Below are 21,280 nucleotides of genomic sequence, written 5' to 3'. Positions count from 1 at the left end.
GGATGGCTCCATGCCACCCGAGATCGCGCCGTACGACGCGCTGCTGCTCGTCTCCTTCGGCGGTCCCGAGAAGCCCGACGACGTCGTGCCGTTCCTGGAGAACGTGACGCGCGGCCGGGGCATCCCGCGCGAGCGGCTCGAGGAGGTGGGGGAGCACTACTTCCGGTTCGGCGGTCGCAGCCCGATCAACGACCAGAACCGGGAGCTGATCGCCGCGATCGAGGAAGACTTCCGGTCGGCCGGGGTCGGCCTGCCGGTCTACTGGGGCAACCGCAACTGGGACCCCTACCTCGCCGACACCCTGCGGGAGATGAAGGCCGACGGCGTACGCCGCGCCGCCTGCCTGGTCACCAGCGCCTACTCGTCGTACTCCGGATGCCGGCAGTACCGCGAGGACCTCGCGGACGCCGTCGCCGAGGTGGGGGAGGGTGCACCCCGTCTCGATCGGCTCCGGCACTACTTCAACCACCCCGGCTTCGTGGAGCCGATGGTCGACGCGAGCCTCGCGGCACTCGCGGAGCTGCCCGACGCGGTCCGCCATGACGCGCACGTGCTGTTCGTGACGCACTCGGTGCCGACGGAGATGGACGATCGCAGCGGTCCGCCGGTCGCCGGCGGCAACCTCTACGTGCGCCAGCACCGAAGCGTCATGGACGAGATCGTCGAGCGCGTGCGGCAGGAGACCGGGCACCGGTACGCCGCCGAGCTCGTCTTCTGCTCCCGGTCCGGCCCGCCGCACGTGCCCTGGCTGGAGCCCGACGTCAACGACCGCATGGGGGAGCTCGCGGCCGCGGGGGTGCGGGCCGTCGTCGTGGTGCCGATCGGCTTCGTCTCCGACCACATGGAGGTCGTCTACGACCTCGACACCGAGGCAGCGGCGACAGCCGAGAAGCTCGGACTCGGTTTCGCACGCGCGGCGACCGCGGGCGTGGACCCCAGGTTCGTGGCGATGGTCCGGGACCTGCTCGTCGAGAGGGCCGCGGTCGAGCGCGGCGTCGCCGTGCACCGGGCCTCGGTCGGCTCCCAGCCGCCGTCCCACGACGTGTGCCCCGCCGGCTGCTGCGCCAACCTGCGCGGTCCGCGGCCTGCGCTGTGCGGTCAGGACTGACGTGGCGTCGCCCGACGAGCTGCTCGCCCTGGCCCGCGACGTAGCCCGGGAGGCGGCCGACCTCGTGACCGAGCGCCGCCGGCACGGCGTCGAGGTGGCGGACACGAAGAGCAGCCCGACCGACGTCGTCACCGAGGTCGACCACGCTGCGGAGGAGCTGATCCGCAAGCGGCTGCTGGAGGCCAGGCCCGGCGACGGGTTCGTCGGCGAGGAGGGGGCGGCGGACACCTCGGCGAGCGGGATCACCTGGGTGGTCGATCCGATCGACGGCACCGTCAACTTCGTCTACGGGATCCCGCAGTACGCCGTCTCGATCGCCGCGCGCCGGGGCGACGAGGTCGTCGCCGGCGTGGTCGTCGACGTGGTCAAGGGCGAGTGCTTCACGGCCACCCGCGGCGGCGGGGCGCACCTCGACGGCCGCCCGGTCCAGGTGCGCGGGGTCGTCCCGCTCGCCCAGCGGCTGGTGTTCACCGGCTTCAGCTACGAGCGAGACACCCGGGTGGCGCAGGCCGCGGCCGTGCGCGAGCTGCTGGGCCGGGTCCGCGACGTACGCCGCCTCGGGTCGGCCGCCCTCGATCTGTGCTACCTCGCCTGCGGCCGCGCCGACGCCTACGTCGAGGAGGGGCTCCACGACTGGGACCTCGCCGCCGGAGGGCTGATCCTCGAGGAGGCCGGCGGACGGGTCGGCGAGGCGACCGGTGCCGGCGGCAAGCGCTGCATCGTGGCCGCACCGGCCGGTGGTTTCGACGAGTTCATGACCGCGGTCGAGGACTGCGGGTTCCTGGCTTCCTGACCCGGGAATACCCGGACTCCCGGGCCTGTTGGGTCCGCTGCAACGGCGGATTCCGGCAGGGATCCTGTGACTCTGCTGACATCATGCGGAATGACCGTGCACGAAGGCTCCCGATGGTGCACAATCCGCCACGCGACGAGACATTGCGCAGGGTTCCCGGCCAGGTCCCCTGCATGAGGACGGCAGACACCCACGGGGCCGAGAGAGGCACGAATGGCTACAGATTACGACGCACCTCGTAAGAACGAGGAGGACCAGAGCGAAGAGAGCCTCGAGGAGCTCAAGGCCCGGCGTCACGACAAGAACTCGGGCAAGGTCGACGAGGACGAGGCCGAGGCGGCCGAGTCCTTCGAGCTACCAGGAGCCGACCTCTCCCACGAGGAGCTCGCGGTCGAGGTCCGGCCACGGCAGGAGGACGAGTTCACCTGCATGAGCTGTTTCCTGGTGCACCACCGCAGCCAGCTCGCGGACGAGAAGAAGATGATCTGCCGCGACTGCGCGTAGGTCTCGACGGGCTCGACCACCAAACGACGACAAAGAAGGGCCGGATCCCAGCTGGGATCCGGCCCTTCTCGCGTCCTCAGACCTCGACGTCCTCGAGGTTGGCGGGCAGGTGGCCCGTCGACTTCCGGTAGTAGTCCGCCGCCTTGCGCGAGGCGAACATCCGCGCCAGCCCGACGGCGATGCCGCTGACCGTCGCCCACGCCACCGCCTCCTTGATCGACACGTCGGGGTGGGCCGGGTTCTGCGGCGGCTCCTTGCCGGTGGCGACCTTCCAGCTCGTGGTGAGCGCCTTGCGCGCCGCGATCGTCGCGCCCACGGTGGCGGCGAGCCCCATCAGGCTCCACACTTTCGATCCAGCCAAGACGGCTCCTTCGTTGGTCAATGTGCGTCCGGCGCCAGTCTGCCACCCGGCGCACCGTTCGACTCCCTTGTGCCCGCCCGGGCGGCCGCTACTCCTGCGCAGCGCTGCCGGACGGCGCTCCGGCCGCTACCAGCGCAGCGACCACGCGGTCGGGGTGCCGGGAGGAGACCAACCAGTACGGCGCCGGGTCCTGGGGGTCCTGCACCGGCACCTGCACCGACCGGGCCACGTAGGGGCGCAGCAGCAGGTACGCCCGCGCGTCCGCGTCGACCCCCGCGAGCCGCCGGCTTGCCGGCGCGTCCAGCGCCACCGGGACCCCGAGCTGGTCGACCGGGATGTGCGCGCGGCCGGCGCGGAAAACCGGACCCGTCTCGCCGTCCGCGACCTCGACGCGCGCGCCGCCGTACCCCAGGAAGAGTGCGGCCGTGAGTCCCACGAGCAGGCCGGTCGTGGTGAACGCGACCCAGCCGGGCGTCGCGACCAGGAACGCGAGCAGCACCGTCGCCAGGAACATGGTGGCGAGCGCCCACCACCGCAGGGGCACGTGCAGCCGCTCCGTGTAGCCAGGGGTCGTCACGAGGGCACATCCTCCCAGTGGGCCGCTCGCCCCAGGTGGGTAGGGTCGCGCCCATGGTCGACATCCTGGTCAGCCGTCTCGACGACGAGGTCCCCCTGCCGTCGTACGCGCATCCCGGCGACGCCGGCGCAGACCTCACCACCACCGTCGACGTCCGGCTCGAGCCGGGGGAGCGCGCGATGGTGCCGACCGGGATCTCGGTGGCGCTGCCCGAGGGGTACGTCGCCCTCGTGCACCCGCGGTCGGGGTTGGCGGCCCGGTTCGGGGTCTCGATCGTGAACACCCCGGGCACCGTCGACGCGGGCTACCGCGGCGAGGTCAAGGTGATGCTCATCAACCTCGACCCGACGAGCCCGGTGGAGCTCCGACGCGGGGACCGGATCGCCCAGCTGGTGATCCAGCAGGTCGAGCACGCCCGGTTCATCGAGGTCGACCGACTCCCGGAGTCGGTGCGCGGCGACGGCGGGTACGGTTCCACCGGTGGGTTCCTGAGCGTCGTCCCCGACACGGGCGACGCACCACACGACTCGTCGAAGGAGACGCAGTGAGGTTCCGGCGCAAGCCCGAGCAGGACGCATCGGAGGCCGCTCCCGAGGCGGCCGCCGAGGAGGAGGCCCCGGACTCGAGCCCCGAGGGCCCAGCGAGCCCCGGGGGCCCCCGCGCCAACGGGCCGTGGGACATCACCGAGACCGACTACGACGAGGACGACACGTCCAAGCTCGACCTCGGCAGCCTCATCGTCACCCCACGCGAGGGTCTCGACCTGCAGCTCCAGGTCGACGAGCAGAGCGGCCAGGTCGTCGCGGTCGTCCTCGCGGGCGCACAGGGCGCAGTGGAGCTGCGGGCGTTCGCCGCCCCGCGCCACGGCGACATCTGGGACGACGTCCGCCAGCAGATCGCCGCCGAGGTGACCCGCCGCGGTGGCACCGCCACGGAGCACGAGGGGCCCTACGGCCCCGAGCTCCGGGTCGTGCTCACCGTGACCGGTCAGGACGGCCGCGCGGGCCAGCAGCCGTCACGGGTCTTCGGCATCTCCGGCCCCCGCTGGCTGCTGCGTGCCACCCTGTTCGGCCAGCCGGCGCTCGAGCCCACCGAGGACGGCCCGGTCGAGTCCGCGCTGCGCGACGTGATCGTCCGCCGCGGCGGCGAACCCCACGCCCCGGGAGAGGCTCTCCCGCTCACCGTCCCGCCCGCCGTCGCGGCGCAGATGCAGGCCCGCGGCTGAGCATTCGGACTTCGGTCTCGGGGTGCCCATCCGCGGTCTACGCTTGAGTCATGTCAGAGGTGACGAGTCGGCTGCGCCGAAGCCTGAACCGGTGGGCCAACGGCGAGGAGCAGGAGGCCGAGGAGCTCCAGAAGGACTCCGCGAAGGCAGGCTGCTGCCCGATCCGCGACGCCGGTGAGCGCTCGCGCGTCGACATCCAGGGCAGTCTCCGCACCGTGACGCTTCGTCCCCGGGGCGGGGTCCCCGCCCTCGAGGCCGAGCTGTACGACGGCTCCGGCACCATGACGGTGGTCTGGCTGGGCCGCCGCCGCATCGCCGGGATCGAGCCCGGCCGGCAGATCCGGGTGCTGGGCCGGATCGGAACGCAGGACCACCAGAGGGTGATGTTCAACCCGCGCTACGAGCTGAGGTAACCCCTTGACCCACGAAGAGACGGCCGGTCCCGGACACGTCGGCACCGACACCGTCGAGTCGGTGGTGCGCGCGCAGCTCTCGAAGGCCCTCGGCGGCAAGCGCGGGATGCTCGAGGCGGCCGTGCCCACGATCGCGTTCACGGTGACGTTCCTGACCACCCACGACCTGCGCAACGCGCTGATCCTCAGCGTCGGCACCGCGCTGGTGCTGCTGGCGGTGCGCCTGGTCCAGAGGTCGACTCCCCAGTTCGTGGTCAACAGCCTGGTGGGCATCGGCATCGGGGCGTTGTTCGCCTACCGCAGCGCCCAGGGTGGCGGCGACGCCTCCGACACCGCGCTGGCCTACTTCCTGCCGGGCATCCTCTACAACTCCGGCTACGCCCTGGTCATGCTGTTCACGGTGGTGATCGGCTGGCCCGTCGTGGGTTTCATGGTCGGCTCCGTGGCCGGCGACCCGACCGCCTGGCACGACGACCCCCAGGTCGTCAGGCTCTGCCGGAACCTCACGTTGATGCTGGTGCTGCCGTGCGTGATCCGCGTCGCCGTGCAGGGCCCGCTCTACGTCGCGGGCCGCCGTGCCGACGATGCCGGATCGTGGATCGCCGCCCTCGGCGTCAGCAAGATCGCGATGGGCTGGCCGCTGCAGGTCGCCGCCCTGGCCGGGATGGTCTGGCTGCTGGCCCGCAACCGCACTCCGGTCGAGGAGTCAGCGCCGGTGCTGCTCGGGCGCGAGGAGTGACTGGAGCTCCTGCTCCGACTCCGCCGACGCCACGAACAGCAGCTCGTCGCCCGACTCGATCGGTTGCTCCTCGCTGGGCGTGTAGACCTGTCCGTCGCGCAGGATCGTGACCAGCGAGCAGTTCTCCGGGAACGGGATCAGTCCGCTGGGCTTCCCGACGTACGGCGAGTCGGCCGGCAGGGTGAGCTCGACCAGGTTGGCGTTGCCCTTGCGGAACGTGAACAGCCGCACCAGGTCTCCGACCGTGACGGCCTCCTCCACGAGCGCCGACATGATCCGCGGGGTGGACACGTTGACGTCGACACCCCAGGCCTCGGTGAACAGCCACTCGTTGTTGGGGTGGTTGACGCGGGCGACGGTGCGGGGCACCGCGAACTCGGTCTTGGCCAGCAGCGACGTGACCAGGTTGACCTTGTCGTCGCCGGTCGCGGCGATCACCACGTCGCAGGACTCCATCCGCGACTCCTCGAGCGAGGAGAGCTCGCAGGAGTCGGCGAGCAGCCACTCGGCGTCGGGCACACGCTCAGGCTTGAGGGCGTCGGGGTCCTTGTCGATCAGCAGGACCTGGTGCCCGTTGACGATGAGCTCGCGGGCGATCGAGCGTCCGACCGCCCCCGCACCTGCGATGGCGACGCGCATCAGTCGGCCTCCGGTCCCTCGTTGAAGACGTTGTAGACGTGCTCGGCGTTCTCCTCGCGCATGACGAGGTGCAGGAGGTCACCCTCCTGGATGACCGACTCGCGGGTCGGCAGCATGCCCTCGCCGAGCCGGTCGATCCAGGCGATGCGGCTGCGGGACTGGTCCTGGAACTTCACGGTGCGCTGGCCCACCCAGACCTCGTTGACCGGGACCTGGTCGAGGCGGATCGTGCCCGACGGATCGCGGAAGTCGGGCTCCGCGCCGGCCGGCAGGATCCGGCGCAGCACCTGGTCGGCCGTCCACTTCACGGTGGCGACCGTGGTGATCCCGAGCCGCTGGTAGACCTCGGCGCGGCCGGGGTCGTAGATGCGGGCCACGACCTGCTGGATGCCGAACGTCTCCCGCGCCACCCGGGCCGCGATGATGTTGGAGTTGTCACCGCTCGACACCGCGGCGAACGCGTCGGCCTTGTCGATGCCGGCCTTGTCGAGGACGTCCTGGTCGAAGCCGACCCCGGTCACCTTCGTCCCCCGGAACGACGGACCGAGCCGACGGAACGCGTCGGGGTTGGTGTCGATGATGGAGACGGTGTGGTTGCGGTCCTCGAGACTGCGCGCCAACGTCGACCCGACGCGGCCACAACCCATGATCACGACATGCACGTGGCAGACGCTACCCGAGTCGCACCACCGCGGCGTGGCGCATGGCCTAGCCTGATTCATCGTGGGTGTCGGCGATATCTCGAAGCGGATCATTCTCGGCCGCAAGCTGCGGAGCACGCAGCTCGGCGAGACGCTGCTTCCCAAGCGGGTGGCGCTTCCGGTGTTCGCATCCGACGCGCTGTCGTCGGTCGCCTACGCGCCCGACGAGGTCTTCATCATGCTCGCCGTGGCGGGCGCCAGCATGTACGTCTGGTCGTGGAAGATCGCCCTCGCCGTGGCGGTGGTGATGCTCACCGTCGTCGCGTCGTACCGGCAGACCGTGCACGCCTACCCCTCGGGCGGCGGCGACTACGAGGTGGCGACCGTCAACCTCGGCCGCCGCGCGGGCATGACGGTCGCGGCCGCGCTGCTCGTCGACTACATCCTCACCGTGGCCGTGTCGGTGTCGTCCGCGTCGGCGTACGCCTCGGCCGCGTTCCCCTCGTTGAAGGGACACGAGGTGCTCGTCGCCGCGATCGCCGTCACGGTGCTGGCGGCGCTGAACCTGCGCGGGGTCCGTGAGTCCGGGACGTTCTTCGCCGTCCCGACCTACCTGTTCATGACCGCGATCCTGGGGATGTGCGCGTGGGGGTTCCTCCGGATGCTCAGCGGCACCCTGCCGGACGTGGAGAGCGCGGACCTCACCATCCTTCCCCAACCGGGCTGGGAGGAGCCGCTCACGACGGTCGCCCTGATCTTCCTGCTCGCGCGCGCGTTCTCGTCGGGCTGTGCGGCGCTGACGGGTGTCGAGGCGATCTCCAACGGGGTGCCGGCGTTCCGCAAGCCCAAGTCGCGCAACGCCGCCACGACGCTGCTGCTGCTGGGGATGATCGCGGTCACGATGATGATCAGCGTCATCGTGCTGGCCCGGCAGATGGGCATCAAGTACGTCGACCCGCACCACGTGGAGCGGCTGATCCGGCCCGACGGGACACCGATGCCGGCCGGCTTCGACCAGGACGTGGTGATCGCGCAGATCGCGCGCGCGGTGTTCGACCACTTCACGCCGGGCTTCTACTTCGTGGTCACGATGACCGGCCTGATCCTGGTGCTCGCCGCCAACACCGCGTTCAACGGCTTCCCGGTGCTCGGCTCGATCCTCGCCCAGGACGGGCTCGCCCCCCGCCAGCTCGGCTCGCGCGGGGACCGGCTGGCCTACAGCAACGGCATCGTGTTCCTGGCCGTCCTGGCCATCACCCTCATCTGGGCGTTCGACGCCCAGACCACCCGGCTGATCCAGCTCTACATCGTCGGCGTCTTCGTGTCGTTCAACCTGAGCCAGCTCGGCATGATCCGGCACTGGACGCGGCTGCTGAGCACCGAGACCGACCCGGCCGCACGGCGGCGCATGATGCGGTCGCGTGCCATCAACACGTTCGGCCTCGGGCTGACCGCGGTCGTCCTCGTGATCGTGCTGGTCACCAAGTTCCTGGCCGGTGCCTGGATCACGATCCTGGCGATGGGCGCCTTCTACGCGATCATGCTCGGGATCGGCAGGCACTACGACAAGGTCAGCAGCGAGCTCCTCGTCGAGGAGGACGACCAGGTGCTGCCGACCCGGGTGCACGCGATCGTGCTGGTGTCGAAGGTGCACAAGCCGACGATGCGCGCGGTGGCCTACGCCAAGGCGGCCCGGCCCAACGTGCTCGAGGCCGTGATGGTCGACACCGACCCGAAGGTGACCGGGCGCGTGCTCGACGACTGGGACGCCCGCCGCATCGACGTGCCGCTCAAGGTGCTCTACTCGCCGTACCGCGAGATCATCCGCCCGATCGTCGACTACACCCGCAGCATCCGCGACGCCAACCCGCGCGGCGTGGTCGCGGTGTACATCCCGGAGTACGTAGTCGGGCGCTGGTGGGAGCAGCTGCTGCACAACCAGACCGCGCTGCGGCTCAAGGGTCGGCTGCTGTTCACCCAGGGCGTGATGGTGATCTCGGTGCCCTACCAGCTGAAGTCCTCGCTGATCGCCAAGGAGCGGGCCGAGCGGGAGCTGCTGAAGACGCGGCCCGGTGACGTCCGCCGCGGCGTCCTGCACGACAAGCCGACCGGCCACGCCGGCGACAACCAGGTCGGTCGGTGACCTCCTCCCGCTCCCGTCACCCCCGGCCGAAGCAGTCGCACGGTCGCTCCCTCGTCGGCGCGACCTACGAGGTCGACGTCGGGCCGGTCGCGCACGGCGGGCACTGTGTCGCCCGCCACGAGGGCCGCGTGATCTTCGTGCGGCACGCGCTGCCGGGGGAGCGGGTCACGGTCAGCGTGACCGAGGGCGACGAGGGCTCGCGGTTCCTGCGGGCCGATGCCGTCGAGGTGCTGACGGCCGCCCCGGACCGGGTCACGCCGCCGTGCCCGGTGGCCGGCCCCGGGCTGTGCGGCGGGTGCGACTTCCAGCACGTCGCCCTTCCGGCCCAGCGGGAGCTCAAGGCGTCAGTGGTCCGGGAGCAGCTGCAACGGCTGGCCGGTCTGGATCGGCCCGTCGTCGTCGAGCCGGTCCCCGGCGACGTCGACGGTCTGCGCTGGCGGACCCGCGTGCAGCTCGCCGTGACGCGCGACGGGCGTCGCGGCCTCCGCAAGCATCGCTCCCACCAGGTGGTGCCGGTCGACGACTGCCTGATCACACGCACGGACGCCCGCGTGGAGGTGGAGGGGGAGCCGCCCGGCACGGGCTCCGTCGTGGAGCAGGTCGGCGCGCACTCCTTCGAGGTCGCCGAGCACGGGTTCTGGCAGGTCCATCCCGGTGCGCCGCGTGTGCTCGTGGAGACGGTGCTGGCGATGCTGTCAGCCCGGCCGGGGGAGCGGTGCCTCGACCTGTACGCCGGGGTGGGGCTGTTCACCGTCCACCTCGCCGAGGCCGTCGGACCTACCGGGTCCGTGCAGGCGGTCGAGGGCGACCGGCTCGCCTGCGCCCACGCCGAGTCGAACCTGGCGGCGTACCCGGCCGCCTCGGTGCGGCGCGGCCCCGTCGACCGCGTGCTGGCGTCGTCGTCGCCCGAGCCGGTCGACCTGGTCGTGCTCGACCCGCCGCGCGAAGGCGCCAAGCGGGCGGTGGTGGAGCAGGTGGTCGCGCGCTCGCCCCGGGCGGTGGCGTACGTCGCCTGCGACCCCGCGGCGCTGGCCCGTGACGTCGCGCTCTTCGCCGGGGGCGGCTACCACCTCGACGCCCTGCGCGCGTTCGACCTGTTCCCGATGACACACCACATCGAGTGCGTCGCGTTGTTCGAGACCGGCGAGACCAGCGTCCGCGGCATGTGACCTCCGACTCTGTTCCATCCATGCCGGGTGGTGGTCTCCTCAAGTCGGAGGCGCCTGGCCTCCGCAAACCTGAAGATCGAAGGAAGTGGTCCACGGTGAACGCCGCGATCGCGGTTTCGGGACTGGTGAAGGACTTCGGACCCATGACGCGGGCTCTCGACCATCTCGACCTGCGTGTGGAGGCGGGTGAGGTGCACGGGTTCCTCGGCCCGAACGGCGCGGGGAAGACGACCACCATCCGTGTCCTGCTCGGATTGCTGCGCGCCGACGAGGGTCGCGTCGACCTGCTCGGTGGTGACCCGTGGCGGGACGCGGTGGCGTTGCACCGACGCCTCGCCTACGTGCCAGGGGAGGTGAACCTGTGGCCCAACCTCACCGGCGGTGAGGTGATAGACCTGCTGGGCGACTTGCGCGGCGGCCTTGTGGCGTCCCGCCGGGAGGAGCTGGTCGAGCGCTTCCAGCTCGACCCGACCAAGAAGATCCGTGCCTACTCCAAGGGAAACCGGCAGAAGGTTGCCCTCGTCGCGGCGTTCTCCTCCGACGTGGAGCTCTATCTCCTGGACGAGCCGACGTCGGGTCTCGACCCGCTGATGGAGGCCGTGTTCCAGGAAGTCGTCTCGGAGCTTCGCGCCGCCGGAAGCAGCATCCTGCTCTCCAGCCACATCCTGTCCGAGGTCGAGGCGCTGTGCGACCGGGTCACGATCATCCGGGCCGGTCGCGCGGCCGAGACCGGCACCTTCGACGACCTGCGCCATCTCACCCGCACGTCGGTGGTGGTCGACACCGCGAAGCCGCTGGAACGGGTGACCCGCTGGCCCGGCGTCCACGACGCCCGGGTGCACGACGGTCACGCGGAGTTCAGCGTCGACCCGGGCGAGCTCAATCAGGTGCTCGAGCACCTGGTCGAGCGCGAGGTGCGCTCGATGGTGACCTCGCCGCCGACGCTCGAGCAGCTGTTCATGCGCCATTACGACGACGAGCGCGACGCGCCTGAAGCGACCCCGGGAGCTGAGGTGGTGAGTGCGCGATGAGCGGCTTCACCGGCACGAGGCGGCTGGTCCGCCTCGCCCTGCGGCGGGACCGAATCACCCTGCCAGCCTGGATCCTCGGCATGGCCGCGTTCCTGTCCGCCACGACCGCGATGTTCGAGGACAACTACGCAAAGCATCCCGAGCTCCTGGTCCCGGACACCCAGGTGGTCGTCGAGAATCCCGGAATGCGTGTCCTGGGCCTGGTGACCGGCCCGACCGTCGGCGGTTACACGCTTCACCGCGATGCCCTCACGCTGATGGTGCTGGCAGCACTCATGAGCGTCTTCGCCGTCGTCCGACACACCCGTCAGGCCGAGGAGCTCGGCCGCGAGGAGATCCTCGGCGCCGGCGTCGTCGGGCGCTACGCCTCCCTGGGTGCGGCTGTCATCGTGGCGCTCGGGGCGAACGTCGTACTGGCGGGGATGCTGGGGATGGGCATGATCATCGCCGGCCAGCCCGGCGCCGGGTCGCTCGTGGCCGGTACGTCGATCGCCCTGGTGGGCGTGGCGTTCACCGGCGTCGCCGCTGTGACCTCGCAGCTCGCGTCGACCACGCGCGGAGCGACCGGTCTCGCCGGCGCCGCACTGGGAGGCTCGTTCCTGCTCACGGCGCTGGGCAACGTGCTCGGCACGGTCGACGCTGCGGGGATGCGCCTGACCAGCGCGTGGCCGGCTTGGCTCTCGCCGATCGGCTGGGGCCAGCAGATGCGACCCTTCGCGGACGACCTGTGGTGGCCCGCGGGAGTCTCCCTGCTTGCCCTCGGGTTGCTGTCCGGGGTGACGGTCGTCCTGGTCGGCAGGCGCGACGTCGGCAGGGGCATGCTGCCCGAGCGCCGGGGTGACGCCCACGCGCGTCCGGGCCTGCTCAGCCCAGCGGGACTCATCTGGCGGCTACAGCGCGGCGTGCTGCTCGGCTGGGCGATCGGGATGGTCGGCTTCGGCCTGGTGTTCGGCGCCCTGAGCGAGCAAATCGGGGGGATGGAGGGTGCGGCAACGGAGTGGTATGCCGCCTTCGGCGGCGATGTGGACCTGCTCGGGGCGTATTGGGCCTCGATGATGCAGATCGCCGGCATGGCTGTGGCCGCCTACGTCGTCACCCTGGCGCTCCGTCTGCACCACGACGAGGCGCGGGGCACGCTGGAGCCGGTGCTCGGCACCGCCGTGTCGCGCCTGCGCTGGCTCGCTGCCTACGCCGTGAATGCCGCCGCCGGTGCCACGTTGCTCATCCTGCTCTTGGCCGGAGGGATGGTCGTCACCGGCGGACTGGTCCTGGGGAACACCGCTGCGCTGGCCCGCGACCTGGTCGGCGCCGCGCTGGTGCAGCTCCCTGCAGTCGCGGTGCTGGGCGCCGCGGTCCTCGTGCTCGTGATGCTGGTGCCGCGGTGGTCGGTGGGACTGTCCTGGACGCTCGTGGGCGCGGGCATCTTCGTGGGCCCGATGTTCGGACCCTCGCTGGGCCTGCCGGCATGGCTGCTCGACCTGTCGCCGTTCAGCCACGTGCCCAACGCCCCCGCTGTCGCCATCAGTGCGGAGCCCGTGCTCGGCCTGGTCGCCGCGTGCGCGGTGCTCGCGGCTGTGGGAGCCGCGGCCATGCGCCGCAGGGACCTCGCCCTGCCTGCGTAGGTCCGTAGCTGCACCGGGGTGTAGGCCCGCAGCCGGATCTGTCAGGGCTCCTGGCCGGAACGCTCGACGTCGTGTATCTTGACGTCAAGACAACTTGGCCGCCGATCGGTCTGCGAGAACCAGGGTCCCCTCACTACCGGGGGTCACGCGCACGTGGGCAAGATGGGCGGGACGAACGCCTACGACATCACGAGGAGATGTGGCTGATGCCGAGTCAGGACAGCTTTGGTGCGAAGAGCACGCTGGACGTGGACGGGAAGTCCTACGAGATCTTCCGGCTCGACAAGGTCACCGGTGACGGGGTCGACGTCGCGTCGCTCCCGTTCAGCCTGAAGGTGCTCCTCGAGAACCTGCTGCGCACCGAGGACGGCGCCAACATCACCGCCGACGACATCCGGGCACTTGGCGCCTGGGAGGCGGACGCGGAGCCGAGCAAGGAGATCCAGTTCACGCCGGCCCGCGTGATCATGCAGGACTTCACCGGCGTGCCGTGCGTCGTCGACCTCGCCACCATGCGCGAGGCCGTCGAGGAGCTCGGCGGCGACGCGACGAAGATCAACCCGCTCGCGCCGGCCGAGATGGTCATCGACCACTCCGTGATCGCCGACGTGTTCGGTACGCCGGAGGCGTTCGAGCGCAACGTCGAGATCGAATACGAGCGCAACCGCGAGCGCTACCAGTTCCTGCGCTGGGGCCAGGGTGCCTTCGACGACTTCAAGGTCGTGCCGCCCGGGACCGGGATCGTGCACCAGGTCAACATCGAGCACCTGGCCCGGGTCGCCTTCACCCGCGAGGTGGACGGCGTCCTCCAGGCCTACCCGGACACCTGCGTCGGCACCGACTCGCACACCACGATGGTCAACGGCATCGGCGTCGTCGGCTGGGGCGTCGGCGGCATCGAGGCCGAGGCCGCGATGCTCGGCCAGCCGGTGTCGATGCTGATCCCGCGCGTCGTCGGTTTCAAGCTCAACGGCGACCTGCCCGAGGGCGCCACTGCCACCGACCTCGTGCTGACCATTACCGAGATGCTCCGCAAGCACGGCGTGGTCGGCAAGTTCGTCGAGTTCTACGGTCCGGGTGTCTCGGTGCTGCCGCTCGCGAACCGCGCGACCATCGGCAACATGTCCCCGGAGTTCGGCTCCACGATCGCGGTCTTCCCGATCGACGAGGAGACCATCACCTACCTCAAGCTGACCGGCCGCACCGACGAGCAGCTCAAGCTCGTCGAGGCCTACGCCAAGGAGCAGGGGCTCTGGCACGACCCGGACGCAGAGCCGCGCTACTCCGAGAGGCTCGAGCTCGACCTCGGCACGGTGGTGCCCTCGCTGGCCGGTCCGAAGCGACCGCAGGACCGGGTGTCGTTGTCCGAGGCCAAGGAGGCCTTCCGGTCAGCGCTCGCCGACTACGTGAGCGAGGACGAGACTGGTGGCGAGGACCGCAAGTCCGGGGTTCCGGGGCAGGAGAAGCCCTTCGGTGTCGTGTCGGCCGCCGACGAGGCGTCGGCGGAGTCGTTCCCGGCCAGCGACGCCCCGGCGTACTCCGCGGACGGCAACGGCGGCGGTGAGCCCTCCGACTGGCACCTCAACCGCGCCGCGGCGCAGGGCCGTCCCTCCAACCCCGCCCAGGTGACCCTGGAGGACGGCACGAAGTTCGAGGTCGACCACGGGGCGGTCTCCATCGCCGCGATCACGTCCTGCACCAACACGTCCAACCCGTCGGTCATGATCGGTGCGGCGCTGCTCGCCAAGAAGGCCGTCGAGAAGGGACTGCAGCGCAAGCCGTGGGTGAAGACGACGCTGGCCCCCGGCTCGAAGGTCGTGTCCGACTACTACGAGCGCGCCGGCCTCACGCCGTACCTCGACAAGCTCGGCTTCAACCTCGTCGGCTACGGCTGCACGACGTGCATCGGCAACTCGGGTCCGCTGATCCCGGAGGTGTCGGAGGCGGTCCAGGCCAACGACCTCGCCGTCGTGTCGGTGCTGTCGGGCAACCGCAACTTCGAGGGCCGGATCAACCCCGACGTGAAGATGAACTACCTCGCGTCGCCGCCGCTGGTCGTCGCCTACGCGCTGGCCGGCTCGATGGACGTCGACCTCCTGAACGACCCGCTCGGCAAGGACGCAGACGGCAACGACGTGTTCATGAAGGACATCTGGCCCACCGCCAAGGAGATCGAGGACGTGATCGCGCAGGCGATCAACTCCGACATGTTCGGCTCGAGCTATGAGGATGTCTTCGCCGGCGACGAGCAGTGGCGGTCGCTGCCGACCCCCGAGGGCAACACCTTCGACTGGGACCCCGACTCGACTTACGTTCGCCGGCCGCCGTACTTCGACGGCATGCCCGAGTCGCCCGCGCCTGTCGAGGACATCGAGGGTGCCCGGGTGCTGCTGAAGCTGGGTGACTCCGTGACCACCGACCACATCTCTCCAGCCGGTGCGATCAAGAAGGACTCGCCCGCGGGCCGGTACCTCGCCGAGCACGGCGTCGAGCAGCGCGACTTCAACTCCTACGGCTCGCGCCGCGGCAACCACGAGGTGATGATCCGGGGCACGTTCGCCAACATCCGGCTGCGCAACCAGCTGGCGCCCGGCACCGAGGGCGGTGTCACCCGCGACTTCACCAACGGTGGCGAGGTCACCTCGGTGTTCGAGGCCTCGGAGCACTACATCGAGGCCGGTACGCCGCTCGTGGTGCTCGCCGGCAAGGAGTACGGCTCCGGCTCGTCGCGCGACTGGGCCGCCAAGGGCACCGCGCTGCTCGGCGTGAAGGCCGTGGTCGCGGAGTCCTACGAGCGGATCCACCGGTCCAACCTGATCGGCATGGGCGTGCTGCCGCTGCAGTTCCCCGAGGGGGAGACCGCCGAGTCGCTCGGGCTCACCGGAGAGGAGACGTTCTCCGTCACCGGCGTCACCGAGCTCAACGACGGCTCCACGCCGCGCACCGTCAAGGTGAAGGCCGACGACATCGAGTTCGACGCCGTGGTCCGGATCGACACCCCCGGCGAGGCCGACTACTACCGGCACGGCGGCATCATGCAGTTCGTGCTGCGCAACCTACTGAAGGTCTAGGGGGCTCGACCACCGGTCGTGCTCGGCGACGTGGACCCGAGGGTGGTGGCCGTCCTGGCCGCCACCCTCGTCGTCGGTGCGGCCGTGCAGGGACTGGTGGGTCTCGGACTCGGTCTCGTCGCCGCACCGGTGACGATGCTGCTCGAGCCGAGCCTGATGCCGGACCTGATGCTCTGGCTGGCGATGCTGCTGCCGATGGCGACGCTGGCCCGGGAGCACCAGGACATCGACTGGCGTGGGCTCGGCTGGGCGCTGGGGGCACGCGCGCCGGGGACCGCGGTCGGGGTGGCCCTCGTCGCGGTGTTCTCCACGCGCGCGCTCGGCATCGCCGTGGGGCTCATGGTCCTGGTCAGCGTCGCGCTCACCGCCCATGCCGTCGTCATCCCGGTCAACCGGGGGACCCTGCTGGCGGCCGGGTTCGCCTCCGGGATCACCGGCACGGCCACGTCGATCGGGGGTCCGCCGCTGGCGATCCTCCTGCAGCACCGCTCACCTCGGCAGATCCGCACCACGTTGGCGGTCTACTTCCTGCTCGGGGCGGCCTTCAGCCTGGTCGGGTTGCTGCTGGCCGGTCGGCTGGAGGTGCAGCCGCTGCTGCTGGCCCTGCTGCTCTCGCCCTGCCTGGTCCTCGGGCTGGCGCTGGGACGGCTGCTGCACGGGGCGCTGCCGCGCGATCGGGTCCGGTTCGCGGTCCTCGGCGTGTGCGCGGCGTCCGCCGTCTTGTTGCTGGTCCGCAGCCTGCTGTGACCTCTCGAGTCCACCTGGCAGGCTGGTCGGATGCGCAGCGAGACCAGGAGCTACCGGACCGGTGACAGCGACGTCGTGCTCGACCTGACCCGCGACTGCGCGGCGTTCGTGGCCGACGAGGGCGGCGACGGGCTGCTGCACGTCTTCGTCCCGCACGCGACGGCCGGCATCGCGATCCTGGAGACCGGGGCGGGCAGCGACGACGACCTGCTGGCCGCCCTCGACGACCTGCTGCCGGCCGACGACCGGTGGCGGCACCGGCACGGCACCGCGGGGCACGGCCGCTCCCACGTGATGCCGGCCCTGGTGCCGCCGTACGCGACCGTCCCGGTCATCGGCGGGCGGCTGGCCCTCGGCACGTGGCAGAGCATCTGCCTGGTCGACCTCAACGTGGACAACCCCGACCGCGAGGTCCGGCTCTCCTTCGTCGCGGGCTAAGCCGTCGCGGGTCAACGCGGCAGCAGCAGCATGGTGTCCCCGAGCTCGTGCCACAGGTAGCCGACCCGGTCAGCGGTCGCCGCGTCGTAGGCTCGCTGCACCAGCGACTGACCGGCCACCGCCTCGAGCAGACGCAGGTGGCTGGCCCGCGGCTCGTGGAGACCGGTGAGGATCCCGTCCACGGCCCGCGCCGGGCGCCCCGGCCCGAGCACGAGGTCGGTCCAGCCGGTCGTCGGGTGGACGGATCCGTCCCGGCCGGCCGCGGACTCGAGGGCGCGTACGACGGTGGTGCCCACCGCGACCACCCGCCGGCCGGCCGACCGCGTCGACCCGACCAGACGGGCCGTGACCGCCGGCACGGTGAACAGCTCGGGCTGCGGCGGCTCGAGCTTCTCCTGGCTCGACACACCGGCGTGCAGGACCACGGGGGCGACGACCACGCCCCGCGACACCAGGTCCACCAGCACCCGGAGGGACAGCGGCCGACCCGCGCTCGGCATCTCGGCGCTGCCGGGCTCGCGCGCGTAGACGGTCTGCAGCGCCGACAGCGGGACCGGGTGGTCGAGGTAGCGGTAGCCGACCGGTCGGCCGTGCCGGGAGAGGTAGCGCACGGTCCCGGTCGGCACGTCGGGCACGGCGCGCCATAGCCTCGTCTGGCCGGCCGGGTGCGCGTCGACGACGGTGAGGTGGAGGCCGCCGGGCAGCGCGAGCACGTCGCCGGGACCGGTCCGGGCGGGGCCGGTGTTTCCGCGCACCCTGACCTCCACGACCCACTCTCCGCTGTCGAGCTGGGTGGACACGTGCACGGTCTCGCCGTACCGCTCGCCGAGCAGCGGCACCGCGGCCGGCACCGTGGCAGAGGTGTTCACGACGAGGAGGTCGCCCGGATGCAGCGTTTCCGGCAGGCTCCGGACGCGGAGGTGCTCGACCCGGTCGGGGCGTGCCACCAGCATCCGCACCTGGTCGCGGGCCAGGCCACGCTCCTCGGGCGGGACGCGTGCCTCGGCGTCCGGTGGAAGGGCGAAGGCGGTCAGCGGCTGGGCGGTCACACCCGGCTCCCCTCGAGGCGGTCCGTGCTGAGGTCCGTCGCCCGGTAACGGCCGCTGGGCAGCGAGCCGTCGAGGAGGGACAGCAGTCTGGGGACCACGGCCGCCGGCTCCGGCCGGTCGGAGATGTCCTCGTCCGGGAAGGCGTCCTGCTGCATCTGCGTGCGCATGTCCCCAGGGTCGACGGCGTACACGCGCAGGGTCGGCTGCTCGGTGGCGAGCACCCGCGTGAGGTGGTCGAGCGCCGCCTTCGAGGCGCCGTACGCACCCCAGCCGGCATAGGGCTCCAGGGCGGCGTCGGAGCTGATGTTGATTACGCAGCCGTTGTTGGTGAGCAGCTGGGGGAGGAGGTCGCGGGTCAGCGCGTGCGCGGCCAGCACGTTGGTCGTGAGGACGTCGGCGAGCACGGCGTCGTCGAGGTCGGCGAGGCCGGGCTGCGGGCTGGCGCCGAGGGTGCTGGCGTTGTTCACGAGCAGCGCGGCGCCGCCGTGCTCCGCGGCCGTCGCGACCAGCCAGCTCCGGTGTGCCGGGTCGGTGACGTCGCCCGGGACGGCCAGTGTGCGGTCGCCCACGGCCGCCTCGAGCGCGACGGCGTCCCTGGCGTCCACGACCAGGTCCCACCCCCGCACGTCGAGGGCGTGGGCGAGGGCGGCCCCGAGTCCGCGGGACGCGCCGGTGATGACGGCGAGAGGCATGATGCTGCTCCTTCGTTGCAGAGTGCTATGCCTCGAGCATCCGACTTCAAGTGGACTTGAGGTCAACAGCTCACGCTGGATTCATTCTTTCGGCATTCTCGAACAGATGTTCGAATGACGATGTATCCTGGTCGCATGGTCGAACTGGTCGCGCCCCCGGGCTGGCCGCGCCGGGTGCGCCCGCCCGGGGCGCCCGGCTGGGAGCGGTCCGCGGTCGCGTGGCTGCTCGACATCTGTCCGCCCGAGTTCCGGGGCTACCCGGTGCTGCGGCGCCACGACGTCGTGCTGGCCCGGTTCGCGGTGCTGCACATCGAGGCCTGCCAGGCCGCCGTGCAGCGCGGGTTGAGCGAGGCGCGCGGGGTGCTCCGCGACGTCGCCGACCGCGACACGGTGGAGCGCGCGGTCGAGACCTGGCACGCGGAGTCGGCGCGACTGCTCGCCGAGCGCCGTGCCGTGGGTCTGGTCGAGGAGGCGCTGCGCGGCAAGCGGTTCGTGGCCCGGCTCTGAACGCTCGCCGGTAGCGTCTACGGCGTGACCCTCACGCGTGCGCGCGCACTCACCCTGGTCCCGGTCCCGGGCCACGGGGCCGAGGACGTGGTCCTCGACGCGGACGGCGCCGCCTACACCGGTACGTCGGACGGCTCGGTGTTCCGGGTCGCACCCGGAGGCGCGCGCATCGACTGCCTGGCCCGGACCGGCGGCCGGCCGATGGGTCTCGAGCTGCTTGCCGACGGACGGCTGCTCGTCTGTGACGCCGACCGGGGCCTGCTCGCGCTCGACACCGGCACCGGCCGGTTCGAGGAGCTCGCCGCCTTCGTGCACGGTCAGCGCATGCGTTGCGTCAACAACGCGGCCGTGCACAGCGACGGCAGCATCTACTTCTCGGACTCCTCCCGCGTGCACGGCATCGACTCGTGGGAGGCCGACATCGCGGAGAACACCGCGACCGGCCGGCTGCTGCGGCGCGACCCGGACGGCACCCTCGACGTCCTCGTCGACGGTCTCCGGTTCGCCAACGGTGTCGTGCTCGCCGCCGACGAGTCCTACGCCGCGGTCGCCGAGTCGGCCGGCCGCTCGGTGGTGCGCTTCTGGCTGACCGGACCGCGCGTCGGACAGGTCGACCACCTGGTGTGGGGCCTCGACGGCTACCCGGACAACCTCTCCCGCGGGACCGACGGGCTGATCTGGATGGCCGTGGCGTCACCCAGGGACCCGGTCGTGGAGCTGGTGATGCGCTCGCCGATGCCGGTCCGCCGCGCGGCCACCCGGCTGCCGGAGCGGCTGCGTCCGGCGGTTCGGCGTACCGCCCGGGTGATGGCGCTTGACGACACCGGTGCCGTCGTCCACGACCTCAGCCATGACGCCGACCGGTTCCACATGGTCACCGGGGTCCGCGAGCACCACGGCACCGTCTGGGTGGGCAGCCTCGAGGAGCCGGCACTGGCGTGGTTCCGGCTGTCGCCGGAGGAACAAAGTGGGTGACGTCGAGGCTCTGCGTGGCGCGCTGGCCGAGCGGACGGCCGACACGCCGGCGATGCTGCCGGCGCTCGCGTACACGTCGCCGGAGGTGCTCGGCTGGGAGCTGCGGCACGTGTTCGCCGGCACCTGGACCTGCCTGGGCCGGCTGGACGAGCTGCTGCCTGTGGACGGGGACGTCCCGGGCGCCGGTGCGACCAGTGGGCACCGCTCGGTCGTCTGCCCCTACCACGCCCGGTCCTACCGGCTGGACGGCTCGTTGCTGGCGGCACCGGGCTTCGGGAAGGTCGACGGCTTCGAGCCGGCCGACCACGCCCTCGTGGAGCTGCCGGTCGAGGTCTGGGCCGGCTGGGTCTTCGGGCACGGGAAACACCCGCTGGGCGACGCTCGCGTGCCGTCGTTCGACGAGCACCTCGGTGGGCTCCGCGCCGTGGTCGAGCCGTACCAGCCGGAACGGCTGGCCCCGGCGGCGCGGCACACCTACGAGATCGCCGCCAACTGGAAGGTGGTCGCCGAGAACTACCACGAGTGCTACCACGGTCGGCCCACCCCGACTACGTCATGACGCACCGGCTCGTGCCCCTCGCCCCGGGCCGCACCTGGGTGGAGTGCACGTGGTCGTTCCAGTCCGGCCCGGACGGCAGCGTCCCCGACCCGGCGTACGCCGTGGACTTCTGGGACCTCACCAACCGCCAGGACTGGGCGGCCTGCGAGTCGGTGCAGCGCGGGCTGGCGAGCCCGCACTTCCGGCCCGGTCCGTTCGCGCCCAACGAGGACGCGGTGGCCCGGCTGGTGCGCACCCTGTCCGACTGGTACGTCGCCGGGTAGCCCGGCGACGTGTC

General features: G+C 71.5%; 24 protein-coding genes. 18 read left to right on the top strand and 6 right to left on the bottom strand.

Annotated elements, in window-relative coordinates; all coding sequences use genetic code 11:
• Positions 1–10: 10 nt before the first annotated feature.
• From VFH10_RS02990 to VFH10_RS02980, 3 genes are all read left to right on the top strand, one after another.
• On the top strand, positions 11–1,108 hold the full coding sequence (locus VFH10_RS02990; RefSeq protein ID WP_325125784.1) for a ferrochelatase: 1,098 nt from the start codon (positions 11–13) through the stop codon (positions 1,106–1,108).
• Between the two features lies 1 nt (position 1,109).
• Complete coding sequence (locus VFH10_RS02985; RefSeq protein WP_325125782.1) at positions 1,110–1,901, top strand: inositol monophosphatase family protein; 792 nt, start codon at positions 1,110–1,112, stop codon at positions 1,899–1,901.
• Positions 1,902–2,114: 213 nt separating this feature from the next.
• Positions 2,115–2,405, top strand: coding sequence for a DUF4193 domain-containing protein (locus tag VFH10_RS02980; RefSeq protein WP_325125780.1), 291 nt, complete (start codon positions 2,115–2,117; stop codon positions 2,403–2,405).
• A gap of 76 nt (positions 2,406–2,481) precedes the next feature.
• On the opposite strand, the gene VFH10_RS02975 is transcribed toward VFH10_RS02980, so the two are convergent.
• Positions 2,482–2,766, bottom strand: a complete 285-nt coding sequence (locus VFH10_RS02975; RefSeq protein WP_325125778.1) for a DUF4235 domain-containing protein — start codon at positions 2,764–2,766, stop codon at positions 2,482–2,484.
• 88 nt (positions 2,767–2,854) lie between these two features.
• Positions 2,855–3,343, bottom strand: coding sequence for a DUF3093 domain-containing protein (locus VFH10_RS02970; RefSeq protein ID WP_325125777.1), 489 nt, complete (start codon positions 3,341–3,343; stop codon positions 2,855–2,857).
• Positions 3,344–3,396: 53 nt separating this feature from the next.
• Between VFH10_RS02970 and dut the strand changes: the two genes are divergently transcribed.
• The 4 genes from dut to VFH10_RS02950 are packed head-to-tail and all read left to right on the top strand — an operon-like array spanning position 3,397 to position 5,720.
• Positions 3,397–3,891 carry a dUTP diphosphatase gene (gene dut, locus VFH10_RS02965; protein ID WP_325125776.1) on the top strand — a complete coding sequence of 165 codons (495 nt, stop codon included), beginning with the start codon at positions 3,397–3,399 and terminating at the stop codon, positions 3,889–3,891.
• Positions 3,888–4,568, top strand: a complete 681-nt coding sequence (locus VFH10_RS02960; RefSeq protein WP_325125774.1) for a DUF3710 domain-containing protein — start codon at positions 3,888–3,890, stop codon at positions 4,566–4,568. The genes dut and VFH10_RS02960 overlap by 4 nt, the downstream gene beginning before the upstream one ends.
• A gap of 50 nt (positions 4,569–4,618) precedes the next feature.
• Positions 4,619–4,981, top strand: coding sequence for an OB-fold nucleic acid binding domain-containing protein (locus VFH10_RS02955; protein WP_325125772.1), 363 nt, complete (start codon positions 4,619–4,621; stop codon positions 4,979–4,981).
• A gap of 4 nt (positions 4,982–4,985) precedes the next feature.
• On the top strand, positions 4,986–5,720 hold the full coding sequence (locus tag VFH10_RS02950; RefSeq protein ID WP_325125770.1) for a DUF3159 domain-containing protein: 735 nt from the start codon (positions 4,986–4,988) through the stop codon (positions 5,718–5,720).
• Here VFH10_RS02950 and VFH10_RS02945 read toward each other — a convergent pair.
• Together VFH10_RS02945 and VFH10_RS02940 are read right to left on the bottom strand one after the other, a co-directional pair.
• Positions 5,688–6,359, bottom strand: coding sequence for a TrkA family potassium uptake protein (locus VFH10_RS02945; protein WP_325125768.1), 672 nt, complete (start codon positions 6,357–6,359; stop codon positions 5,688–5,690). The two genes, VFH10_RS02950 and VFH10_RS02945, sit on opposite strands and share 33 nt — an antisense overlap.
• Positions 6,359–7,081 carry a potassium channel family protein gene (locus VFH10_RS02940; RefSeq protein WP_414689825.1) on the bottom strand — a complete coding sequence of 241 codons (723 nt, stop codon included), beginning with the start codon at positions 7,079–7,081 and terminating at the stop codon, positions 6,359–6,361. Before VFH10_RS02940 ends, VFH10_RS02945 begins: the two co-directional genes overlap by 1 nt.
• Before the next feature lies 1 nt (position 7,082).
• On the opposite strand from VFH10_RS02940, the gene VFH10_RS02935 reads away from it, so the two are divergent.
• The 7 genes from VFH10_RS02935 (at position 7,083) to VFH10_RS02905 (ending at position 17,221) form a co-directional block, all read left to right on the top strand.
• The gene (locus VFH10_RS02935; RefSeq protein ID WP_325125764.1) at positions 7,083–9,143 is read left to right on the top strand and encodes an APC family permease; all 2,061 of its coding nucleotides are present in this window, start codon (positions 7,083–7,085) and stop codon (positions 9,141–9,143) included.
• Positions 9,140–10,312, top strand: coding sequence for a class I SAM-dependent RNA methyltransferase (locus VFH10_RS02930; RefSeq protein WP_325125762.1), 1,173 nt, complete (start codon positions 9,140–9,142; stop codon positions 10,310–10,312). The genes VFH10_RS02935 and VFH10_RS02930 overlap by 4 nt, the downstream gene beginning before the upstream one ends.
• A gap of 95 nt (positions 10,313–10,407) precedes the next feature.
• A complete protein-coding gene (locus VFH10_RS02925) occupies positions 10,408–11,343 on the top strand; it encodes an ABC transporter ATP-binding protein (protein WP_325125760.1) in 936 nt (311 codons plus the stop codon).
• Positions 11,340–12,965 (top strand): ABC antibiotics transporter, encoded by a 1,626-nt coding sequence (locus tag VFH10_RS02920; protein WP_325125758.1) that lies wholly within the window; start codon positions 11,340–11,342, stop codon positions 12,963–12,965. The genes VFH10_RS02925 and VFH10_RS02920 overlap by 4 nt, the downstream gene beginning before the upstream one ends.
• A gap of 206 nt (positions 12,966–13,171) precedes the next feature.
• Positions 13,172–16,036 carry an aconitate hydratase gene (locus tag VFH10_RS02915; RefSeq protein WP_325125757.1) on the top strand — a complete coding sequence of 955 codons (2,865 nt, stop codon included), beginning with the start codon at positions 13,172–13,174 and terminating at the stop codon, positions 16,034–16,036.
• A gap of 18 nt (positions 16,037–16,054) precedes the next feature.
• Positions 16,055–16,783 (top strand): sulfite exporter TauE/SafE family protein, encoded by a 729-nt coding sequence (locus VFH10_RS02910; protein WP_325125755.1) that lies wholly within the window; start codon positions 16,055–16,057, stop codon positions 16,781–16,783.
• 30 nt (positions 16,784–16,813) lie between these two features.
• Entirely contained in the window at positions 16,814–17,221 is a 408-nt protein-coding gene (locus tag VFH10_RS02905) for a secondary thiamine-phosphate synthase enzyme YjbQ (RefSeq protein ID WP_325125753.1), read from the top strand.
• Between the two features lie 11 nt (positions 17,222–17,232).
• Here VFH10_RS02905 and VFH10_RS02900 read toward each other — a convergent pair whose 3' ends face one another.
• Both VFH10_RS02900 and VFH10_RS02895 read right to left on the bottom strand, forming a co-directional pair.
• Positions 17,233–18,270 (bottom strand): S-adenosylmethionine:tRNA ribosyltransferase-isomerase, encoded by a 1,038-nt coding sequence (locus tag VFH10_RS02900; protein ID WP_325125751.1) that lies wholly within the window; start codon positions 18,268–18,270, stop codon positions 17,233–17,235.
• Positions 18,267–18,962, bottom strand: coding sequence for an SDR family oxidoreductase (locus tag VFH10_RS02895; protein ID WP_325125749.1), 696 nt, complete (start codon positions 18,960–18,962; stop codon positions 18,267–18,269). The genes VFH10_RS02900 and VFH10_RS02895 overlap by 4 nt, the downstream gene beginning before the upstream one ends.
• A 135-nt stretch (positions 18,963–19,097) precedes the next feature.
• Here VFH10_RS02895 and VFH10_RS02890 point away from each other — a divergent pair, with 135 nt between their 5' ends.
• From VFH10_RS02890 to VFH10_RS02875, 4 genes are read left to right on the top strand one after another with little or no spacing between them, the layout of a single operon-like run.
• Positions 19,098–19,469 carry a hypothetical protein gene (locus VFH10_RS02890; RefSeq protein WP_325125747.1) on the top strand — a complete coding sequence of 124 codons (372 nt, stop codon included), beginning with the start codon at positions 19,098–19,100 and terminating at the stop codon, positions 19,467–19,469.
• A 24-nt stretch (positions 19,470–19,493) separates the two neighbouring features.
• Positions 19,494–20,444 carry an SMP-30/gluconolactonase/LRE family protein gene (locus tag VFH10_RS02885; protein WP_325125745.1) on the top strand — a complete coding sequence of 317 codons (951 nt, stop codon included), beginning with the start codon at positions 19,494–19,496 and terminating at the stop codon, positions 20,442–20,444.
• On the top strand, positions 20,437–21,003 hold the full coding sequence (locus VFH10_RS02880) for an aromatic ring-hydroxylating oxygenase subunit alpha (protein WP_325125743.1): 567 nt from the start codon (positions 20,437–20,439) through the stop codon (positions 21,001–21,003). Before VFH10_RS02885 ends, VFH10_RS02880 begins: the two co-directional genes overlap by 8 nt.
• Positions 21,000–21,266 carry an SRPBCC family protein gene (locus VFH10_RS02875; RefSeq protein ID WP_325125741.1) on the top strand — a complete coding sequence of 89 codons (267 nt, stop codon included), beginning with the start codon at positions 21,000–21,002 and terminating at the stop codon, positions 21,264–21,266. Before VFH10_RS02880 ends, VFH10_RS02875 begins: the two co-directional genes overlap by 4 nt.
• The last annotated feature ends 14 nt before the right edge of the window (positions 21,267–21,280 follow it).

Origin of the sequence: Nocardioides sp. (assembly GCF_035697785.1) — a bacterium.
GTDB lineage: Bacteria > Actinomycetota > Actinomycetes > Propionibacteriales > Nocardioidaceae > Nocardioides_B.
Note: the sequence above shows the minus strand (reverse complement) of the source record. Positions and strands in the feature narration are given on the sequence as shown.